Here is a 21115-nt window from a genome sequence, read left to right as displayed (position 1 = left end):
GATTTGGTGGTCTCGTTCTCAGGTGTATCGGTGGCTGAATAGGGGGAAACCACATGGGGATAGTGCCGCAATTATTGCGTTTGGTGGTGGCCATGTCCCTGGAGGAGCTGAAACGGGTGTTTATGTCACTCGGTATCGGATTTTCTCGGTGATTACTCTTTGATTTGACGGTGGTCAGCCACTACTTGGTGCAGGGCTGGCTGGTATGTTGGGTTGAGCTGTTCGGCTGTCCCCGGGTTAGCGCGGTCAGTAGAGCTGCCTGGGGAAATCCAGAGTACGCTGTGCCTTAAAGCTGGGGGAATCTGGTGCCATCAGATAACTCTTATTGAGCAGTGGTGGCCTTGCGTGTTCATCTATGGGGCGGGTGTCATTCAGATGTGCCGCTTGGCTGTGTGCGCCTGCCCAATCAGTCAACTGAATAGTAGTCGCCAAGCGGCGGGCTACCCTACCCAAGCTGGTGAGGGGATGGAAACCTAACAATCATCAATATCTTGTTTTGATTGTTCATTTTTTATTTTGATTATCTGTGGGCGGTCAGGTGATACTTTGATGGTGCTCTTCCTGGACCCGTAGCCACTTTTGCTGTTCAGCGTTATTACCTTGCCGTTCCCAAAATCCACATATCATCCCTGCCAGCTCGGCAGCCAAGGCATGGTCACCATCGCGGCGGCTTACCAAGTAATGGGATAGCCAGTTTTGATACTGTTTCAGGCTCATTTCTACGCTCTCAAATAGGTGGCGGATGCCAGGCAGGTATCCATTTCCCCAGGGTACACTGCTCTTCCCCCGCCATCCGCCATAAAAAATTGGGTGCTTGCAGGCATGACCATCGCAACCTCCGTCGCCGAAAAGGCAGGGGTTCGGAACCCCCACCTTGCCGGTTACTCTCTCGGTTCGTAAGCAAGATATGCCCGGATTTCCGTGCCGCCTTGCCGCACACTTAGCTCACACAGTGAATCTCGTACCAGCGCGGTAAACGCCAGCACCGTGACACACACAATGAGCAACGCCATCACGGCGGTTTTTCCAGGCATACTTGCCTCCTTCGTCGAGAGAGGCTAACATCAGTATTGCTACGTACATGATAAGAGCCTCGTTGGTTAATGAAAATTGACCTTCGGGGCTTTCGTCTATCTGGCTCTTGCTTGCGCTTGAGACAGACAGCCTCAAGCACCCACCACTATGATACAGCCTCTGCCCCAATGTCCCAATACTGCCGCGACACCGAACAAGCTCACATCAATGCGTTGTTGCAGGAAGCCATTGCACAATGGCGACCAGATCAGCCCCGCCGTTGGTTAGCTAAGTATGGCGGTTGGTCGTTTGAGGGCAAAAATCCGCTTGTCCTGGAATATAGGGCGTTACTACGACAAGCCAGGACGCTGGTCGGATTACGGCCCCGATAACGGGTTGCGGTTCTGGATACTGTAGCTGAGCTACAAGTCATCTACACTGAGCCCTGCGGTTTGCCCCCAGAGCCGTCCGAGAACTGATTGAGGACGATGATTGCCAACGCCGTGCGGTGCTTTTTCCTCGGTTATCGGCCTACGGCCAGAAGGGTGATGTAAACCAAGCTGTGATAGCGGTCTTCTGCTCGTGATCCAGAACCCCCGCAGCGTCGATCATGTCGAACTGGTAATCGTTGCTTCCCAGCCAAACACCCGCTGCGAACCGGCACATAATCGCCTGTCCGTGAGATGCTGTGGCGAGATAACTATCGACCATGGGTAGGCTCAGCTCGTGCTTTTCAAAGTCCCAGAGGAGTGAGAGATATGGGGCATTCTTCATCAGCCAGCTTTCAAAGCGATCTTGAGCTGGGGCACGAGACAGGATGTTTCTCTCTTCCATCTCCCGCCGAATGGCTAAGGCGGCCTCTTTGGCGGCTGGGCAGTCAGACAAAACAGTCTGAACCCAGTCCCAGTTCTTTCCTTGGGCGCACTCCAGATCTTCCAACGCGAGGCAGGCAGCCGCACAGGCAATGTCACTTCCGCCAAACCCATCCATAGCAAGGCGGATCTCTTCTTTCAGAGCTTCCATATCCATCATTTTTCCTTAACTAACTCAGTCTGCCTTCATGCGCTCTTGCACGATAGCCAGTTCATAACCGCTAATTTTCCCTGCCCCTCTACGGTTGTCTGGGCGGGGGGGAGTTATCTCCTGACCCCGCAATACACCGCGCAGAAGCCATTCATTCAGCTCACCTACGTGGATGCCCAACACCTGGGCGGCCAGCTCTCGACTGTAACTCTGCTTGAGCAGGGCGCTATCCCTCAACTCGTCGTATGTACCGGCCTGCATCGCCTGCAGGACACGGCGGGCAAGTAACTCGGCAGCATCGCCGAAGCGCTGTTCGGTGAAGGTTACGCGCTGGCCCATGTGGGTGGCTACCCAATGCCCTTTTGCATTTCGGGCTAACCCGTTCATCATTTTTCCTCGATCAGTTGGTGAAGTACCGCTAGCACTCGCGCACCACTAAATAAGTTCGTGTTGCTCAATGTGATCTAGAGCCTGGCGCGCAACAGCCTCGAACACGCGAAATGCCTCATCCCAAGTCAACGCATCCCCATACACCATCGGCTTCACGAACGCCTCATAACGATCTTTGTATAGGGGGTCACCAGCAATCACATCCAGGCCAAACCGCATCACACCGATAGGATCTGCTGCAAACTCGGGGTGTTGGGGACCATAGCGATCACGATCCATCTTCATCCCTTCAGCTATCAGCCCTGACAGTTCGGCCAAATCAAAGGTGGTACTTTGTTGCAGGCGATAAGTGTCATAAATGTGGCGAACCAACGACTCATCGTCCAATCGTTTTGGGTCATGCTTGACGCTGGCTGTTCTGCGCAGCATCGACAACACTTTCTCGGCTTGGGTGGAGATCAGGGGAACCGTGTTGAAAGCTGGCACTTCTGGTCCTTGCTGCATCGCTTCATTGTGCAGCGAACAAATGGGCATGGGGTTATGGCCTGCAAGCAGATCAGTCTCAATGAGTTCGAGCTTGATGAAAGGCCGAAGGCAGGGGGCCTTGCTGAAGGCCTGCGGGTATCTCACCGGCATTTCAATGTACCTGTGCTCATCCCGACAAGTGACCTCAGCCTTCTCTACTTGGAAAACGCCAGTCGCATTGAGCTCTTCAATCAAACCATCTCGGATGGCTTTGCGATGGCGCTTCATCGCGCTTCGAGATTCATCTTTAGCACTATCGTTAACAGATAACTTGATGTCGACATCTTCAGACATGCGCTGAAGCTTGACGTCAGCTTTGGCTAATGCGGTCCCGCCTGCAAACACCATGGTGTGGTGCTGGCAAGAATGACTTGCAAGCAGTTTGAGCAGCTGGACGACGTAGTAGTCCTTTTCTGCTATCGCAGGGTTATCGATCCCGAAGTAGTCAGAAACGTCGGCGAAAATCGAAGAGTCTTTAGGCTGCATTGAACACTCGGCTTCCTATTTTCAGCTTTCTGGAAAAACGCTTTTTAGGCTTAACTTCCATAAAGGCGGGAACCTGAGTGGATTTCCCCGCGGCATAAGCTGCGGTCAGGCCCTTCAGTTCGTAAGGCACCTTCAGGCGGTCAAGCGTAGCAATGAGTACGGCGTCTGGACCACCAGGGGAGGCGATCATCAAGCGACTATTGATCCGGTTACGCCGTGCCTTTGCATACACGCCGTAGCCGACCTTCAGAAGCAGACCCTTTTCACACATCTGGCGTAAAGCTCTGCCTATTTGGTCATAACCGCCCAAGTCATCGAAATCCTCACGGAGAAACACATCTCGCTTAGATCGTTTGATTCGTGCTTCAACACGGTCTGCAATGGTCATCATGAGTCCTCCTTTCTACATCTATCCCAATTATACAAAAATACGACACTTTTGCATGCAAAAACACGACATCATTACCACGGCGGCATGTCGTATTTTTGTCTCATCTCCCTCTTTTATCCACCGGGTCAAATACTAGCCCTAGCACAACGTCTATATCCCAGACTCCGTGCATTAAAGCCCACATCGCTCATGTCGGCGCTCGTCAACGTGTGGGCAGTTTTTGCACTGATGCCGGGGCTGTGCTGATGGAGAGGATAAAGCGCGGGGCGAAAGCCCCACTGAACACTCACGGAAAACTTAGATGGTGTAGGGGAGGGAGAGTTATCCACAAATTCGGTGCAAAAGTGACCCCATTAGCTGTGCATGAATTCGGCACGGGGGAGGCAACTGCCGCGCTATCGCTTGCCTGCTGGCTTGTTCGTCGCAGCGAAACGATGCCGCGCCTCAAAGCCCAGCCGCTACTTGCCGCTATCTGCTCAGAATTGTGATCTCAATCAATTTAACCATCCCATTGGTACGGTATGGTGTTTATACACGGATATACCCAGCTCGTAATAACAGGCATACCCGTTGTGCAAAAAGAAAACCCCCTGCGCTAACAGGGGGTAGCACGTAAACCCGTTCCAGGAGTAAACATGACCACTCACAGTAACAAAAAGCGGGGGATACGTCTAATGGACGTTCCTCACATGCCCGCCGAACAGGCCATCATATTGCTCATGCAAAAAGCGGCATGGGTCAGGGAGGCAATGGCAAAACACTGTTATCGCCAGATATCACAGCACAGATAATGTGAAATAAAAAATAGGCGGGATACCCGCCTATTACATTTATTTTCTTATTAAGGTGAAAATGATTTAACCGTCCCAATGGTATGGTATAATTGTTTTGTGGTACGGGATTGGCCTGGACCCAAAAAACAGGATTGCCTGTATGTTCACTGAAAGAGAAAAACGGATTATCGCGCTGGCGCACAGCATTATTGCTCGCCGCTTCACTCGGCTGGACTCACTGAACAGCCCCGAGATGGTGGTCGAGTATCTGAAAACCCGCTTCGCCACACTGGAACATGAAACCTTTGCCATGATCCTGTTGGACAATCAGCACAGCGTTATCAACGCCGTTGACCTTAGCCACGGCACGATTGATTCCGCTGCCGTGTATCCGCGTGAAGTCGTCAAAACCGCACTGAAACATAACGCCGCTGCCGTGATACTGGCTCACAATCATCCGTCCGGTGTCGCAGAGCCAAGCCGTGCAGATCGCCAAATCACCGAGCGACTGCAAGCCGCGCTGGATCTCGTTGATATTCGGGTGCTGGATCATATTGTGGTCGCCGGTGAAAACAGCATGTCATTTGCAGAGCGGGGATTAATTTAAACACTGCGCCGCCCCTGACGGGGCGGCTGGAGCCTTATCATGTCTGAACATAAAGCTATCTACGATGTCACTGGCCTGGATTGTTCTATCGAGGAATTCAAAATGCGGCCCTGTGTCCGACACCGCTATTCGCCTGAATTTGTGCTGCCTACGCCGGATGAAATCAAGTTTGTCCGTACTGCCTTGTTAGGCTGGCCACAAACCAAGCTAGGGGCGTTTTTGGGCTATCCCATCGATCTAAAAGGTTGCCCGACAGTCAGGCGTTGGGAGCGCCCTGTTGATGCAAACAATCATCGCGCTATTGAATACAACGCCTGGCGGCGCATCTTGCTGGCGGCGGGCGTGATTGAGGGGGGGGAGGATCTACAGATCGCCGACCGTTATCTCGAGTTTATTGGGTAAACGACCATGGTGACATTCGACTATCGGAGCGGCATTTTGGAAGCTGCTGATACCAAGACTGGGTATGAATGGTGTTGGTTTAAAGGGGACTCGGAGATAACGAGAAGTATTGAGGGGGAACTGGCCGGTTCGCTCAGTGTGCCCCCCGATGCGTCGGTTGTGGCCGTTAAAGCAATCATTCGTGGTGACGCCAAGCGTTAGCATTACCTGGAAGGGTCAATACAGGCATCTGACCTGCCACTTGGCAGGCCAGAGAGAGTAAAGACTGGGCTTTGAGGCGCGGCATCTTTGCGCTGCGACGAACAAGCCAGCAGGCAAGCGCAGCGCGGCAGAAACCGGTTGTGGTTAACATTGGCTTCTAACATGTGCGCATGTTCTCTTGATGCGAACCTTATTGTATTCAGATACGAGACGCATGGCGCGGTCTCTCTGATTCAGGTAAATGAGCTCAATAATAATTAAAGGGATCAAACAGATGAAAAAGGCCGCTGTGCTCTGTTCTTTAACTTGTGTCAAGGGACCTGTGATAACCAAGAATAAATATAGTGCGCAGGTAAAGAGGAACGTTATAAAGCAACATAGCGACTTCATCATCTGATAATTCACTGCTGCGAGGTTGTGCCTATTCTTCTTGATGTATTTAGCAAGTTTCAATTTATTATATCTGAAGGCTTTTTTCATCTTGTTTTTGAAAAACAAGAAGGCGCGAGAAACAATCAAGGCAAAGAATAATGGGAAGCCCATGTTAAACCACCAGGAAGGGCTACTGAAATTTATAGCTATTTCATTCATGCATAATATCTCCATGTCGGTGCAATGCTGCGTTTTTTGAATCGCTAGATTAGCAGGATCGACATTGCAACTCGAATAGTCAAAAACGAACAAGGGATGGGCATGACCGCAAGCGGTCGCGCTGTCATGCTGCGCATCGAGTCGGCGAACTGATGCCGTCTCGACCCTTCGGGTTTCCATCGCTCATGCCTACGCCTCTGCGAGGCTGCGCACTCCGTTTGCCGCGCCCGTGGCCAACGCCATTGCTATGCCTTGCCCCTCTAAGCCCTTCACCGCCAGGCAAACTAACACGCCGGTCGCCGCTGCCAGGGTGCGCTTCGCCATCTCCTCACCCGTTCGCACTCACTGCGTTCGCTTGCGCTGCGGCTTGCGGGGATGCACTGGCATCGTCTCCCTTGTCGCGTGTTGTTTCCCTTTCTTGCGGCGAAGAACTCAGAGAGGCAAATCACATCGAGCAACGCAGTAAAGAGCCACGGGCGCTGAAAACCTAGAGCGCGGCTCGGAATCTAGAGACGCAAATGGGTTTAAAGACCCGGCAACCAGCAGAGAGAGGCAATCATGAGCGCAACTATCATCACCATGGAAGATTTCAAAGCAGCAGCCGCACAGGCCCAGCAGGCCGCCCAGTTTGTCCGCCGCCCTGTCACGGTGACCGTACATTGGTCAGAGTCCGGCGCGTGGCAAAAGGAGCAGGTCGTGGCTTATGCCGATTTTGAAAAAAACGCCTTTGCCGTGGCCCTCGAACATGCTGGCCGTGGGTACCTCAAAACCAAGGTCACCGTAACGTTTGATGATGGCGAGATCTACCAGTGCCGGATTGATCTGGCTGCGCATGATGAGCTCGGATTTGCCGATCATTGCCTGTCTATGCTGGCGTTTTATGACACACCAAAGGGCCGCGATTATTACGTGGCCACCGCCAGCGAAGATCTGATCGCCTTTATGCAGGGTATCGATTTGGGCTGTAGTGCTGCTGACCATGTCGAGCGCCGCGCCCACGCGAGCGACGTGGAAGCCGCAGCCCGCCTGGCCATTGAGGAACAACGCCGCATCGAGGCCACCGCCCAGGAAACCGCAGCCAATAATGCCTACGCCGCCGAACTGGCCCGTTTGCAAGCCGGTGCCCCTGAATATGCCCATTTAACCCCGCTTGGCGAGCAAGATCGCGGCGGGGTACCCGCTGCAAAGAACGTGCGCCGCGACCTGAAAAATGCCTTACCAGGCATCAAGTTTTCAGTGAAAAGCAGCTATGACACCATCACCGTCTCTTGGCAGGATGGCCCGACCCACCAAGAGGTTGAGGCGGTGATCGGCAAGTACGAAAACGGCAAATTCGACGGCATGACCGATTGTTTCAACTTCGACACCACCCCGTTTAATGCGGTGTTCGGCGGCTGCCGTTATACCTTCATCAAGCGCGAGCACAGCGACGAATTGATGGCAGTAGCAACCCGCTATCTCGAGCAGCGCAGCGGCGAGCGAGTGACCGGCGATGCAAACCAGCTCATCTGGGGGGAGTGGGCGCAATGTCTGCTGACGCGTGAAGCGAACAAGGTAACCCTGGTGGGCGGGGTATGGCACCGCAAGGGGGAGCCCATTGTCTGGCAGGAGGCCCCGCAGGCGCTGGCCGTTGTGGCACCGGTGGCCGCTGTTAAACCCAAGTTTACCGCGAAGCCGGTGGGGGCACTCTGGAACGTCACTATCGAGCAGGGCGAGCAGCGCCACCAGTTCGACTACATCGCCGCCGACAGCATGGGTAAAGCCTGCCGGATTGCCTGGGCGATGCTGACGCAGCCAACCCCGCCAGAGGATGATCCCGACGGTGGCCAGCCTGTGCCGGTGGCTCCGATAACAGAACTCATCACGCAGACAGCGCAGGGGGCCGAGGCCCCCACCCTTACCCGAGCAGATACCCTGGGCAAGTATGCCGACCGCGTCGACGCCAAGCGCGAGCGCCTGCAGGTGCGGGCGATCAACGCCAGCCGCGCCAGTGAGGCCCGTTTCAACCACGGCATGGGGATCCTGAGCTACATCGTCCCAGGGCAACCCATCTTGATGGGGCATCACAGCGAGCGCCGCCACCGTCGTGATCTCGAAAACGTAGATCGCAACATGGGGGCATCAGTTGCCCTCGATAAAAAATCCCAGTACCTGAGCGCCCGCGCTGAGGTGGTAGGCCGTGGCGGCATTGCCAGTGATAACCCCGAGGCGCTCGAGCTGTTGCGGGCCAGGTTGGCACAGCGTGAGACCAAGCAGCAGGCGATGAAAGACGCCAACAAGGCCCAGCGTGGCAGCTTCAAAACCTGGCAGCTGAGCAACAACGGGGCTGAGATCCGCCGCTTGCGCCAGCGTATCGAGCAGGTCGAAGCGCTGCACAGCGCAGCACCGATCGAGCAGGCGGGCCAGGGCTGGCGCATGTTCGAGGATGATGGACGCATCCAAATCAGCTTTGATGGCAAGCCAGCGGCAGAGCTGCGCCAGTTGTGCAAGGGGGCCGGGTTCGTCTGGTCGCCTAGCCGGTGTGCATGGGTGCGCAAAGTGACCGTGCGGGCCGTTAATGAGGCTCGCCGATTAGCTCGCGCATTGCCTGCTGAAGGTTAAACCCATCTCATCCTGGCCCCGGCTTGTCGGGGCTTTCCCCTCTAGATAAGGCTGGGCGCTCGCGCCCGCTCTTTGTTGCTGCCGGGTGACTACCGTTGGTTCTGCCCCCTGGAGCATCCTGGCACGTTGCGGGGCGGCCCTTTTTATATTCCATGACATGGTGACGCCGGGGAACCCTGCTGCCCTCTGCCATCGTGCAATGCCCCGCATTGCGGGACGCAAACAGCCTTCAAGCGGCTTTCGCGGCATATCCTCGCCGCGAAAAGCATACGGCTGCGGTATTCCACGTCCGCTTGACCCGCTGCGATGCATTGCGTGTTGGCCTCGGGCAGCAGGGAATGGCAACCATCCCGGAGACCTCCTGCCGCCCTTCTATGACGAGGCCAATACCATGTCACGATTCATGTTGGGTGATAGCGTTCAGATCATGTCTACGTTTCCAGATGCCGCCGTGGATTTCATTTTGACCGATCCGCCGTACCTAGTCGGATTTAAAGACCGCTCCGGGCGAACGATTGCCAATGACGTTAATGATGAATGGGTGCTGCCTGCCTTTACGCAGATGTATCGGGTGTTAAAGCCCCACTCGCTGGCGGTGAGCTTCTATGGCTGGAACAAGATTGATACCTTTATGGCCGCCTGGAAGCAGGCCGGGTTTCGGGTTGTCGGTCATCTGGTGTTCACAAAGTCCTATGCGTCCAAAGCTGCCTTTGTCGGCTATCGCCATGAATGCGCCTACCTGCTCGCCAAAGGCCGTCCCCAGGTGCCCGCGCAGCCGTTGCCGGATGTGATGCCCTGGGAGTATTCAGGCAATCGCCATCACCCGACTGAAAAACCGGTTGGTTCGTTGAAGCCGCTTATCGAGTCGTTTACCCGTCCGGGTGACATTGTGCTCGACCCGTTCGCAGGCTCCGGCTCTACGTGTGTGGCGGCGGCCAAGTGTGGACGGCGCTACATCGGGATCGAGTTGCTGCCGCAATATCACCAGGCAGGGTTAAACCGACTGAGTCTGGCCAATGGACTGCGGGCCGCATAGGGGAGGGAAAGAAGATGCGAGAACTTGAAACACGGTTAGGCGACATGGCAAAGCAAGCGCTTGAACTGCTCAAGACCATGGAGGCGGTCAGAATGGAGGCCAACGAGGCAAGTCTGGCAGGGACAAGCGTCGAGCCCGTTGAGCGGTTGTTGCTCCACCTGATCATCGAGGAAGAGGGGGCTGTGCGGTCGGTAGCGCGAAATCTGGCAACCTGGCAGCACTTGACCTGTCATCAACCCGAGTCAGTCGAATGAGATCGATTTACCCAAGCCTCAGCCTTCGGCTGCGGCTTGGCCGCCTTACAGGCGGTTAGGCTCCGGGGGCTGTTGCTTCAATATCACTTTTTAAGCCTGGTGCTTGCTCGATGGTGTGACCGGGTAAATCATCCTGGTCTGCTGGGTCTGCTCTCCCCTTACCAATCAAATGCCGCTTTTGATGATTCAATTCTACAAAATGACTTGGACATGACCGCGAGCGGTCGCGCTGTCATGCTTCGCATCGAGTCAGCGAAAAGATGCTGTCTCGCCCCTTCGGGTTTCCATCGCTCATGCCTACGCCTCTGCGAGGCTGCGCGCTCCGCTTGCCGCACCCGTGGCCAGCTTAATCGCTCTGCCTTGCCCCTCTAAGCTCTTCACCGCCAGGCAAACTAACACGCCGGTCGCCGCTGCCAGTGTTCGCTTCGCCATCTCCTCACCCGTTCGCACTCTCTTCGTTCGCTTGCGCTGCGGCTTGCGGGGATGCACAGGCATCGTCTCCCTTGTCGCGTGTTGTTTCCCTTTCTTGCGGCGAAGAACTCAGAGAGGCAAATCACATCAAGCAACGCAGTAAAGAGCCACGGGCGCTGAAAACCTAGAGCGCAGCTCAGAATCTAGAAAGGCAAATTTCACAAAGAAAAGGAATAACCATGAACAGCATCGAGCAAATTAATAGTGAAAATGGAATGGCGAGCCAATGGGGTTTATTACGTGAAATTAGCCCTAGTTTTGGGGCTCGGCTGGTTCAAGAGCGGTATCGCTTGCATTTCCTATCAGATAGAGCCGGATTCATCGGGGAATGGACCGACCACCAAAAAGCTAAATTAGAGGCGGTCTTTCCAGAAATAGTTAAAGAGCTTGAGGGCGGATTGTTATCCGGTGAATTGGATCCACGCTGTCAAAAAGCCATTCGGATAGAACAGGGCGGATTAATATGCGAGGCAGATACACTCGGAAGTTTTGGTTATGTCTACATCAATATATCAAGCCAATATTGATTAACACGAAAACGCCACACACATATTCAGATTCAACTTAGAGGTAAACCATGAACGAATACGACATTCAATCACTCATTTATATCTGCATTAGTATTGATAATAACGTGCGCATGTTACGCGGTAAGCAAATTGCGGGGATCATTCACCAAGGCGGTTACGAAATGTGTGATGGTTGCCCGGGCGGTATGGTTGAAACAACCTATTGGGCAATGAATGATGCGTTTCCCATCCTCAAGGAATTAGCAGAAAAGACCCATATCGAAATGGTTGGCACACCGTGGCTTTATGAGGTGTGTGAGGAGTATGGAACCGCCATTATTGATTATGTCAAAGAGTCTGGCAGATGGCCGACAAATGAAGAATTAATTGTGCTCGCAGGTAAGGCGATTGCGGCGGCGCAGTGGCATTAAAATTCAGGCAACAAAAACCATCAATGTATAACGGTCTGGGAGTGGCCCAGACCGAACAAGGGGTGATTTATGGATACTTTAATTGCTGGTCTGGTTATTGATTCTAAACGTATGGACATGATGCCTAAATATTTCGGGCGCTGGATGATGAAAACTGAAGGTAACATTTATGGCTGGATGAAAGAAATCTGCGCATCGTACAGCGGCGGTTATTGGGATATGTGGGAGGTATCGAATGGTGCATTCTTCATGGTTCCCCCTTTGAAAAAAGAAGGTTACACGTTATCCATTGATGGTAATGGTTTTGAGGGGGTGTTGACTGCCCACGCTACCGGTGTTGTGGCTTGTCTTTTTGCATACTATTACATGTGGGAAATGACAGATGAAGACCATTTTGTAACACTCTATCACGCACTTCGTGAATATGCCTTGACGTTAGAAGAACATAGTTTGATTTTTAGCGCATTAGATTAATCAGGTTTGCTTCCCTTGCTGTTATTTGGCCCCTGATGTTTGGGGCTTTTTTTTGATCTCGTCATATGTGAGCTTGACCCGTTCGGCGTACCATTTACGTTTTTCTGCCTGCTTGGCTGATGTGGAAAATCCAGCATAGTAAGCCCCTACCGCGTCCCAATTATACCCCATCCGTTTAATGGCGTGTGCCATGTAATAGGCTCCCGTGTAGATATTCAAACAAGGGTCGTTGTATAGGCCCGTTGGCGTGATCCCGAATTGTGCCAGTTTGGCGAAGTGCTGGGAATGAATTTGCATTAATCCAACGGCATATTTTGTATCGGAGACGACATTCAAGGCGCGGGGGTTAAAACTGGATTCACGAAAGGCCGTTGCGCGTAGTAAATCAGGGTCAATACGGTAAGCCTGCCCCGCCATATCGAAACAATCGGCAGCCACGACGGCGGGACTTAGCAACATGACCAGCGGCAACCATCTATTCATCGTATCCCCCTTAAACAAGGCAACCAGTTTGCCAGTAAATGAGATGGCGAGCAAATAAACAATAGGTATTTCCCCCTTTATCACCGGAAAGGGTAACGAGCAAATTGCACGGCGAACTGATGCCGCACAATTCCCCCGTCACCCTTTCCTAACATCTCGCCACGCAATAGAAAAAGACAATCCCGTTTCCTCTGGAAAAACAACCCGCAAAGGATAACTCGCCAATTTTACGGCGAACTGATGCCGAAAATTCCCTCGTCACCCTCTGCGGCCATATACCGAGTCAACCAAAGCACGATATTTATAGATAGCCTACTCTTCAACCATAAGACTCCACACCCGTAGCAAATCTACGATTTGCAGATAAATCATTTAAAATCATCATATTAAGCCAACTCTTATGGTGTTATTTAGCGTTTTTGACAGAAAACAACAGTGTAAGCACCGTGCCAGCACCGACAAAGCACGGCGCCGCTAGCAGTGCAAAAGCATACATCAATAATATCAATGAATTATGAACTGCACGGTGGATGCGCTGCCAACGTAAATGCTTGGGCTTCAAGAAAGTGGCGCGGCTACATGGCGGCGCATGCACGGCTACCCCCTCGAGTCCCTAGCGGTGCATGCACGGTTATGGTACATTGTGATGTTGCTATTTTAAATAGAGGTTAGCAAATGGCAAAAGTAACGGTTTACTTGAAGAATGCTGTTATCGATGAAATAAAGGGCTTGGTCGAAGAAGATATTCAAGCTGGCGCGCATCCAGACGAGGTTAGCTTTTCAAGCAAGACCAGTATGTTATTGGAGTTGGGCTTGCGCGTTTACAATCTTCGCCGCTCTGAACATGCAGGAAGTAGTCACGATGAGTTTGACCGGATGCTGCTGTCCGGAGTTCTTGAGGCAAAGTACCTGACCCAGTTTTTAACCAAAACGTTGGGGGAGGCAAATGGTATCGACGTGGCGGCAATAAAGGAAAAGGTGAAGGGAACCATCAAGAACGATATGGAGCAATTTTTCCCTTCCACTGATGATGAAGAAAGTTAACTGCACGTAGCAGTCGCTGATGTAAAAAACCGGCCCATGGCCGGTTTCTTTTTTACTCCCCTTTGGTCAATTCCTTGATTATCTCCCTTTCCAGCTTATCCAGTTTGTCGTGGAGTTCATGGGTAAATTTGGCTTTGGCCATGTCTCTGATTTCTGCCAGCTTACGCAATTGTCGCTCACTTAACTCCGCGTCTTTATTGAGTTGATTGATATCGTTGTGGAGTCGCTTGTCGTCGCGATTGACCGCTTGCTGTTTATCATCAGGCAGTTTGATATCCGGCTGTTCTTTCTCCCTAGCCACGGCTTTTATCAGTTCATCCTGACGTTTGGCATCCTTGGTCGCCATATCTTGTGGTAGCGGTAACTCCCGTTCGCTATCTTTATTCAGATGCTGAATATCCGTATCAGAGATCACTAACTTCCCCCCAGTCATTCGATTAACGTTAAAGGGGGCGGGAGCGCCATGTATGCTAACTAATATGCCACTTTGTGGATGCTTGGTCGCCATGGCAATGCCATCCTCTAAACTGGTGGTGATACGGGTTTCGCCATTACTGGCACGCTGGATCCCGATAAACTCGGCGCGTTCATTTGCCACCAGTCGATATTCACCATCCAGGGTAGGTCCTTTATTTTGGTGATGGCTTTGTAGTTCCACCATGGCAGCCCCTGCCGGTTTGCCATTATTATCCCACACCGGAAAGGCAGCGTGCGGGGTTGGGTATTTTTTGCCTGGTGCAATGTATTTGCCCATATGCTGCTGCTCATCGAGTTGATGGGTCTTTAGCACATGTCGCCCCAATGCTGTGGAGCGCATCGGCGAGGCGGTGCCCAATAACATATCGGCGACCTTCTGCCCTTTAATCTGGTCGCCTTCGAGCGCATCGTGGGCGGTACTAACCTGGCTCTTGAGGTTTTTATTGAGCAAGTTAATCCAGCCTTCCTTATCATCGGTATAGGTCTGCATATGTTCTTTGGCACGTGAGGCGGGGACATACGCAGACGACAGGGTAATCAAGTTTCTATTTACGCCTTTGATCGCCTGTAATTCGATGGCGTAGGTACTGCTCGCTCCTTGCGCACCATAGGCGGTAATGGCATATCCCAAATCAATGTGCTGGTCTTCTTTAAATTGGTCGGGGCGAACGGTTTTCTCGTTATTGCCATCGTGCAGCACTATCGCGCCATTATCCTCGATGCGTTTTACCTGCCACTGGCTATTGGCCACATGGCCGTGTTCATTGACGGTGCGGGTGAAGCGGATCTTATCGCCTTCACTGACCTTTATTTCCCTCGGTTGATAGATAGCGAGATCATGGGCGGTGTTTTCGATATTGGAGATGAGTCGCACCTTGCCCTCATTATCCTTGATGGTCATTGTCCCGGCCTGGGGGTCGATACCACTGATGGTGTAATAGTGCTGGTCAAGCACGGCCACTTTACCAAGGAGCGCATTTTTCTGTACCTGCTCACTGCTACGCAGGCTATTTTCTTCAATGCGCACCGGATCAAGAATGGTCAGGCTGGTCTGGCGTGAACCTAATTCCCCTTTATCAAACAGTGCTTGGTGTATTGCGGCGTTAATACCGTGGCGCACCTCATTGAGATGCACGATCACCATGGTGTTATCCCGTGTCAGACGGGTGCGGCTGACATAATCTTTGACCACCAGTTCGGCGGGGTTCTTTGCCTCAATCACCGAGCGATCCGGTGTCCAGGCATCCGGTTTGTTTGCCGGGTCTCGGGGTACCACAGCCGGTTGCACCGCTTCGCGCTGTGCCAGTGACTGGGTGAGGTTGCCATCTATCAAGCTGTAGATCGCCGGTTTGAGCTCCGGGCGCTGGCGGACAATCTCTTTCATGACGGCCACATCGACCGCGCTGCGCTCTTGCATCAGTTGGAACGGGGCACCTGACGAGATGGCTTTGAGCTGCGCGGTATCACCGCTGCTGACCACCCTTGCGCCACTGGCGGCCACCCGCTGGTAAAACTCAGCCATGTCGCGGTTGCCAATCATCGAGCTTTCATCCACCAGGAACAGGGTGCGGCTGTGGTCCTGCTGCTCCCCTGCCATGGCCTGCAGGCGACTCTCCGAGAGAAACGAGGCCAGCGTCTGTGCCTTGACCCCGGTGGACTGCATTTCATGGACGGCCCGGTGGGTGGGGCCAATCCCGACCACGGTCGGGCGCTGTTCCGGGGGCAGGGTGTCGAGTGCACTCAGCACAGCCTTGAACTGGGTGGTTTTACCCACACCGGCATAGCCCTGGATGGCGATGAACTGGTCGTTGCTCTCCAGGATCAGGCGAGTGGATTGTGCCTGGCCGGGGGTTAGCCCTGCCAGTTGGGGGTCGGGTACCTGCTGCAGGTAGGGGGTCGCAGTTCCCTTGCCTTGGGCAATGGTGGCGATAATGAACTTTTCCATGTCAAAGCTGGCTCGAGAGACCACGTCGCCGCGCTTGCCGGGCACCGGCAGCAGGTCACCCTTGGCGAGTTTGTCATCGAGCACGGCGCTGATTGAGTCAATCGGGGTTGCCGGGGCAAAATCCAGGGCGGCGGCCAGCAAGCTTGAGGTGGAAAAGACGATGCCTTTGGCTTCCACCTGGGCCAGCCCCAAATGCAGGGCTTGCTCAGCCGCTGTGTGCAGGCTGGCGGTGGCCTGCTTGAGCGCAGTATCGAGCTGGTCGCTGTCGCCGTGGGCTTTGAGCTTTTCACTGGCCAGCTGGAACTGGGGATGACTGGCTAGCTTGCTCTGTGCCCGTATCTGATCAAGCGGGGTGTAGATGTGAATATGCTGGCCACTTCTGGCCAGCTGGTTAAGCCCTGTGCCACTCATCTGGCGGGCACTCATGGCGGCCAGTACGGTGGCGTCCTGGCTGGCGGTAACGCCCACGCCGGTGACATAGTTGTGGTCGAGCTTGAGTGCCCTGTCTGTTGGCAGTTGCAGCTCACCGGTTGGGGTCTTGAGGTGCAGGTGGCCAGGGGCCGCGTCCAGTACCTGCAGGGTCTGTTGCGCCTTGAGGGTACCCTCGGCCTCTCGCCCGAGCACCCGGAGTGTATCGCCCGCCGCGACCTCGATGCGTTTGCTTTCAAACAGCGACCAGCTGCTGTCCAGGGCGCGGATCTTGATGGTGTGTTTCTCCCCCTGCCCGCTTACCAGCACCAGCGAGTGGGTCTTGTCTGCGACGAGATCAATGCGATAGCGATCCATGGTTTTACCCTTGTCGTCCCACCGCTCCATGACCATCCCCTCGCGATAGGTGTCACGCTGATGGCGGGTCTTGCTATCGAGCCATACCGGGGCAAGGACGTTGAGGGTGTGATCCTGTCCGTGCAGTTGGCCGCTATCCCGCAAGGCGCTGCGGATATGGCTGGTTAGCTGCTGCTGATCCCGTGTCCCGGAGACCTGGGCAACCACCTGCTCGCCTTGCTGCAGACGATGCGCGTAGTCCTGTGCCAGGGCGTCAAAACGCGCTGGCTTGTCAGGCACGCTCTGGACGGTGGCCTCGATGTCGGGCGCATCATAGAAACGGTACTGCGGCACGCTGGCTTGCTTGAGGACGGAGAGCGCATTGCCGACGCCACGCTGGCGCTCACTGTCGAGCATCAGCACCTGGACATCGCTGGCCCGTGCCTTTTCCAGGATGAGCAGCGTCTCTTTGAGGGTCAGGGATTCAGCCTGCTCGACAATGAGGGTGCTATGAGGGGCAAAGACCGTGGCGGCATTGAGGGTGTGACGCGGAGCGATATTGCCTGCCAGAGGCTGGCTTTGTGCCAGCAGGCGAGCCGAGCGATTGTCGCTGGCCAGGATGGTGACCTCACGCCCCTGTTCGCTGGCCATGAGCACGGCATCTTCCATGCGCTCGATGGTTTGGGCCATGCCACCCCGTCCGGACAGGATAGCCAGCGGGGCCTTGTCCTGGGCCAACACGGAGTAGGCGTCGGCATAGGGGCGATCACGCGGGGTTGCCCGCTCGGCAAAGGTGGCTATCGGGGGGCGCTGGTTGAACTCGTTGGCCAGCTGGGCGATGGACAATTCGTTGAGCAGGTGGATATCGGAGGTGAAGATCCCTTTTTCCTTGTCGAGCGGGATGAGGCGCTCGCGCCCAATCGCCTGCTCGATACCCTCGCGGGCCTGGGTGATCAACCCCTGTTCGGCAGGGAGCTGGCTCACCGTGGCGGCCAGTAATTCGGAGTAGGAGAACTGTACCTTTTTATCCGAAAGTATGGATATCGCCTGGCTCACGGCTTGGGTGATATCCGTGCCAGCTGGCGTGGGGATGGTGTATCCCTGGGCACGTTCGTCGGCCTTGGCGAGATAGAGGGGCAGTTCAAAGCCTGCTTTGCCCAGGCGATCACGCCAATCGGCGATCAGTAGATCGGGGTCGGCAACCGCCTTGTCCTTGCGGGTATCGAGCGCGGCGGCATCGCGGGACTGGGGTGAGGCATCGGGGCCGACCGCGTCGTTTATCTGCTGGCTGCGCTGGCTGAATGGTTCGGTCGGCACCCCCTTGAGCTCCCACAGGCCATGCTTGCCGGTGACCTCTGTTTCAAAACCCATCGCCTCGACGTCCTGGCGCAGGGCGTGGCGGTATATCTGCCCGAGCGCCAGTTTGTTGTTAAAGATGTCTTTGCCAAAGCCGCTGTTCATGTGGGCGGCATCACTGCTCAGCGCCCGCCATTTGCCTTCTGCATAGGTGGCATTGAGCACCAGTGAGTGCGTGTGCAGCTGCGGATCAAGTTCGCGGGAGGTGTCGTGGGTGTAGAGGGCCGCCACGATATTGCCGGTGGTCTCGGTGCGGGTGACGCCATCGGTCATGATGCGGGTGCTGGCCAGCGCCTCGACCTCCTTCATGGCGACGGCCACGGCGCGGTGGTGGGCATCGAGAAAGCGTTCGTCACCGGCCACAAGCGCCATCACTGACACGCTTTTGGGGGCAGAAAAGGTCAAGTCATAGCCAGTGCGGTGGGTCTGCTTGCCATCCACGATGCGCGAGAGTTCAGTGCCATCGGGGAGTTTACCCTGGGCGATGGCATCGAGGGTGGCCCCGTCAATGGGGCCACTCAGTCCAAGGCGGTCGGCCCCTTCCCCCATCCAGACCGACTCGAGATCGCCCATGGCGTAGTAGTTTTCCTCGGCAGCGTAGTAGGCCGCGCTGCCCTTGATGGTGGAGAGTGACAGCATCAGTAATACTCCGGCTCGTCACCACCCGGCTCTTGGTGGTGATGGTTAATGTTGACCTCTTCGCGCCGCGCAGCTTCTTGCTGTGTCCGTTCGGATTTTTGGTAATTGGCGTAAAGCTCCTCGTCGTAAAGCACCCCATTCTCATCGACCCCCGCAGGGCGAGGGGTGCGCATGGTGATCTCCTGGTCTCGACCGGCAGGCTGCACTTGCGTCGCGGCACTCTGGGCGCTGGTGTCCGTGGCTTGAGCCGCTTGAGCCGCTTGAGCCGCTTGAGCCGCTTGAGCGGGGATGGTTGCAGGCGCAGGGCTCGGTGGTGTTGGCGGTGCAGACATGGGGGTGCTGCCCTCTGCTGCCAGGGCGACAACCGCAGGGAGCACGCCGGGGGTGACGTTGTCGAAGATCTTGCCAGTCTCGTTGAGACGCTGGGTGATCTCGTCGTCCACTTCGGGATCCAGGCTGGACTGGATATCCCGCTCTGGCAGCGACTCGGCAATTTTCTCCTTCTTCACGAATTTGAGTGTCATGCGCACCACCGGGAAGTTGCCAGGTAATGTCACGAAACAGTCCAGGTTGTCGAGCATCTGGATGTCGGTGTAGCTGACAATATTGACGCGCTCCTCATCCTTGCCAAACGAGATACCGTCACGCACCTGATCGGCACCGAAACTGGTCTGCTCGGAGAACTTCTTGCGCACGGTTTCACCGATATCCTCCTCGACAAATTTGGCGACGGAGGCAGAGGGGGAGCGAAAGAAATACTTGGTGTTGAGCAGGTCATACATGGCCTCGGCAAATTTATTGCCGTAAATCTCCTCGAGCTGCGAGTAGGACTGGAAGCCCAACGCAAAACAGCCGCCGAACTTGCGGGCCTCGGCGATGATGAACGGCAGGCTCGGCAGCTTGTGCAGGGAGGGCAGCTCGTCATAGAAGAACCACACGCGCCGGTAGCGGTTTTCGCCCATTGATAGCAGGCTGTTGGCGGCAATGCTGAGCCACATCGAGATCAAGGGTTTGAGGGATTCGTGGTGTTTTTGGTTGGAGGTGATGAACAACCAGCCATTTTCACCCCCGTCACGGACGCCCTGCATCCACTGGCGAATGGTAAAGGGTTTACCTTTGCGCTCAATGCCCTGCAGATAGCGCATCGCCTTGACGTAGTTGGTCAACACGCTTCGAATAGAGATGGCGGTTTTTTCTATCTTGCCGTCAACCAGGTTGGCTGCGGGCGTCCCTGCCAGAAACTCGCGCAGTTTATCGAGGGTGATGGCCAGGAGGGTGCGCAGGAACAAGTTATAGCTGCGCCCTTTTTCAGTGCGCAGGCGGTGGGCACCTTCGGCAAAGATAGTGCGGGCCGAGCCCTGCCAGAAGGGGTCTTCCGAGGAGCCCATCGGAATAAGGGTGGTGGCTGCCGATTCGAGATCGGGCAAGGTCTGGCACTCTTCCCACATATCCCAGTTGGCGCAGCGTTGATCCAGGGGGTTAAGGATGATGTCGCGGCCTTCTTGATAATACTCTTCGACAAAGGTGCAGCCCTTGTCATAAATAATGACCATATCCCCGCGCTGACGGCACTGGTCGAGAAATTTGCGCATGAGCGTCGATTTACCCGAACCCACGGTACCATGCATGGCGAAGTTCTGAATTTCGCTGTCTTTGATAATGGGGAGATCATCCACGATGATATCGGAGGCTACTTTTTGGCGACGCATCATGCGGGCGATTTTTTTCGGGTTGTCACTCAGGGTGCGCCCGCCGGTTATCTCGTCTTCACTCTGCTTTTTGCCCAATATACCAATATACAAATAGAACAGCAGGCCAGCGACAAACACGATGACCATCGAGGATAAAGCGGCAATAATGAGTTCGTTCTTGAATAGCTGTCCGCAATAGACCGTGTAGGCATCACTCAATATCTGCTTGGTGTTGTAGTGCAGGACACGCTCATAATATTGGATCTTGTAGGTCGGCGGATTGGTCATGAATTTATGCAACGGTTCAATGGTGGTTGCATACCAGTACATGAGACCGTTGATCAGGTTTTGGGTGCTGACGCGATAAAACAAAATCGACCCGGTCAGGACAATAAAGGACAAAATAAGCCAATAGGATAGAATGTTGTTTATTTGCAGGAACATGCGCAGACGCATAAACGCGACTTGCCCGCCCTGCGTCACATCGCGGGTGTTTAAGCTCATGATATTGCCTCAAGGATAGGGGGGAGGAGCTC

At 54.5% G+C, this 21115-nt stretch carries 18 protein-coding genes; 9 read left to right on the top strand and 9 right to left on the bottom strand.

The window, feature by feature from the left end:
• Window positions 1-534: 534 nt before the first annotated feature.
• The 6 genes from CF137_RS07090 to CF137_RS07060 form a co-directional block, all read right to left on the bottom strand.
• The gene (locus CF137_RS07090) at window positions 535-717 is read right to left on the bottom strand and encodes a hypothetical protein (protein ID WP_080697447.1); all 183 of its coding nucleotides are present in this window, start codon (window positions 715-717) and stop codon (window positions 535-537) included.
• A gap of 164 nt (window positions 718-881) precedes the next feature.
• Window positions 882-1034 carry a Hok/Gef family protein gene (locus tag CF137_RS07085; RefSeq protein WP_005322083.1) on the bottom strand — a complete coding sequence of 51 codons (153 nt, stop codon included), beginning with the start codon at window positions 1032-1034 and terminating at the stop codon, window positions 882-884.
• A gap of 511 nt (window positions 1035-1545) precedes the next feature.
• Window positions 1546-2037, bottom strand: a complete 492-nt coding sequence (locus tag CF137_RS07075; RefSeq protein WP_235664784.1) for a hypothetical protein — start codon at window positions 2035-2037, stop codon at window positions 1546-1548.
• Window positions 2038-2061: 24 nt separating this feature from the next.
• A complete protein-coding gene (locus CF137_RS07070) occupies window positions 2062-2376 on the bottom strand; it encodes a hypothetical protein (protein WP_240038524.1) in 315 nt (104 codons plus the stop codon).
• A gap of 96 nt (window positions 2377-2472) precedes the next feature.
• Entirely contained in the window at window positions 2473-3438 is a 966-nt protein-coding gene (locus CF137_RS07065; RefSeq protein WP_101318705.1) for a nucleotidyl transferase AbiEii/AbiGii toxin family protein, read from the bottom strand.
• Window positions 3428-3829 (bottom strand): DUF6088 family protein, encoded by a 402-nt coding sequence (locus tag CF137_RS07060; protein ID WP_005321450.1) that lies wholly within the window; start codon window positions 3827-3829, stop codon window positions 3428-3430. The genes CF137_RS07065 and CF137_RS07060 overlap by 11 nt, the downstream gene beginning before the upstream one ends.
• A gap of 933 nt (window positions 3830-4762) precedes the next feature.
• On the opposite strand from CF137_RS07060, the gene radC reads away from it, so the two are divergent.
• From radC to CF137_RS07005, 8 genes are all read left to right on the top strand, one after another.
• Window positions 4763-5209 (top strand): RadC family protein, encoded by a 447-nt coding sequence (radC, locus tag CF137_RS07055; RefSeq protein ID WP_162850431.1) that lies wholly within the window; start codon window positions 4763-4765, stop codon window positions 5207-5209.
• Window positions 5210-5248: 39 nt separating this feature from the next.
• Window positions 5249-5611 carry a helix-turn-helix domain-containing protein gene (locus CF137_RS07050; protein WP_063968043.1) on the top strand — a complete coding sequence of 121 codons (363 nt, stop codon included), beginning with the start codon at window positions 5249-5251 and terminating at the stop codon, window positions 5609-5611.
• Window positions 5612-6961: 1350 nt separating this feature from the next.
• Window positions 6962-9004: a DUF3560 domain-containing protein gene (locus tag CF137_RS07040; protein ID WP_139718507.1), complete on the top strand. Its 2043-nt coding sequence runs from the start codon at window positions 6962-6964 to the stop codon at window positions 9002-9004.
• Between the two features lie 391 nt (window positions 9005-9395).
• A complete protein-coding gene (locus tag CF137_RS07035) occupies window positions 9396-10040 on the top strand; it encodes a DNA methylase (RefSeq protein ID WP_139718506.1) in 645 nt (214 codons plus the stop codon).
• 44 nt (window positions 10041-10084) lie between these two features.
• Window positions 10085-10294 carry a hypothetical protein gene (locus CF137_RS07030; RefSeq protein ID WP_225854527.1) on the top strand — a complete coding sequence of 70 codons (210 nt, stop codon included), beginning with the start codon at window positions 10085-10087 and terminating at the stop codon, window positions 10292-10294.
• Window positions 10295-10944: 650 nt separating this feature from the next.
• On the top strand, window positions 10945-11292 hold the full coding sequence (locus CF137_RS07015; RefSeq protein ID WP_139718503.1) for a type IV toxin-antitoxin system YeeU family antitoxin: 348 nt from the start codon (window positions 10945-10947) through the stop codon (window positions 11290-11292).
• A 50-nt stretch (window positions 11293-11342) separates the two neighbouring features.
• Window positions 11343-11705: a hypothetical protein gene (locus CF137_RS07010; RefSeq protein ID WP_005321056.1), complete on the top strand. Its 363-nt coding sequence runs from the start codon at window positions 11343-11345 to the stop codon at window positions 11703-11705.
• 69 nt (window positions 11706-11774) lie between these two features.
• The gene (locus CF137_RS07005) at window positions 11775-12179 is read left to right on the top strand and encodes an antirestriction protein (protein WP_102665548.1); all 405 of its coding nucleotides are present in this window, start codon (window positions 11775-11777) and stop codon (window positions 12177-12179) included.
• 21 nt (window positions 12180-12200) lie between these two features.
• Here CF137_RS07005 and CF137_RS07000 read toward each other — a convergent pair whose 3' ends face one another.
• Window positions 12201-12662, bottom strand: a complete 462-nt coding sequence (locus CF137_RS07000) for a transglycosylase SLT domain-containing protein (protein WP_139718502.1) — start codon at window positions 12660-12662, stop codon at window positions 12201-12203.
• A 675-nt stretch (window positions 12663-13337) separates the two neighbouring features.
• On the opposite strand from CF137_RS07000, the gene traM reads away from it, so the two are divergent.
• Window positions 13338-13706, top strand: a complete 369-nt coding sequence (gene traM, locus CF137_RS06995) for a conjugal transfer relaxosome DNA-binding protein TraM (protein WP_139718501.1) — start codon at window positions 13338-13340, stop codon at window positions 13704-13706.
• 52 nt (window positions 13707-13758) lie between these two features.
• Here traM and traI read toward each other — a convergent pair whose 3' ends face one another.
• On the bottom strand, window positions 13759-18888 hold the full coding sequence (traI, locus tag CF137_RS06990) for a conjugative transfer relaxase/helicase TraI (RefSeq protein ID WP_139718500.1): 5130 nt from the start codon (window positions 18886-18888) through the stop codon (window positions 13759-13761).
• Window positions 18888-21083, bottom strand: coding sequence for a type IV conjugative transfer system coupling protein TraD (gene traD, locus CF137_RS06985; protein WP_139718499.1), 2196 nt, complete (start codon window positions 21081-21083; stop codon window positions 18888-18890). Before traD ends, traI begins: the two co-directional genes overlap by 1 nt.
• Between the last annotated feature and the right edge of the window lie 32 nt (window positions 21084-21115).

This window comes from Aeromonas sobria, from assembly GCF_006243315.1.
Lineage (GTDB): Bacteria > Pseudomonadota > Gammaproteobacteria > Enterobacterales > Aeromonadaceae > Aeromonas > Aeromonas sobria_A.
The sequence above is the reverse complement of the archived record's forward strand: the minus strand, read 5'-3'. Positions and strand labels throughout refer to the sequence as shown.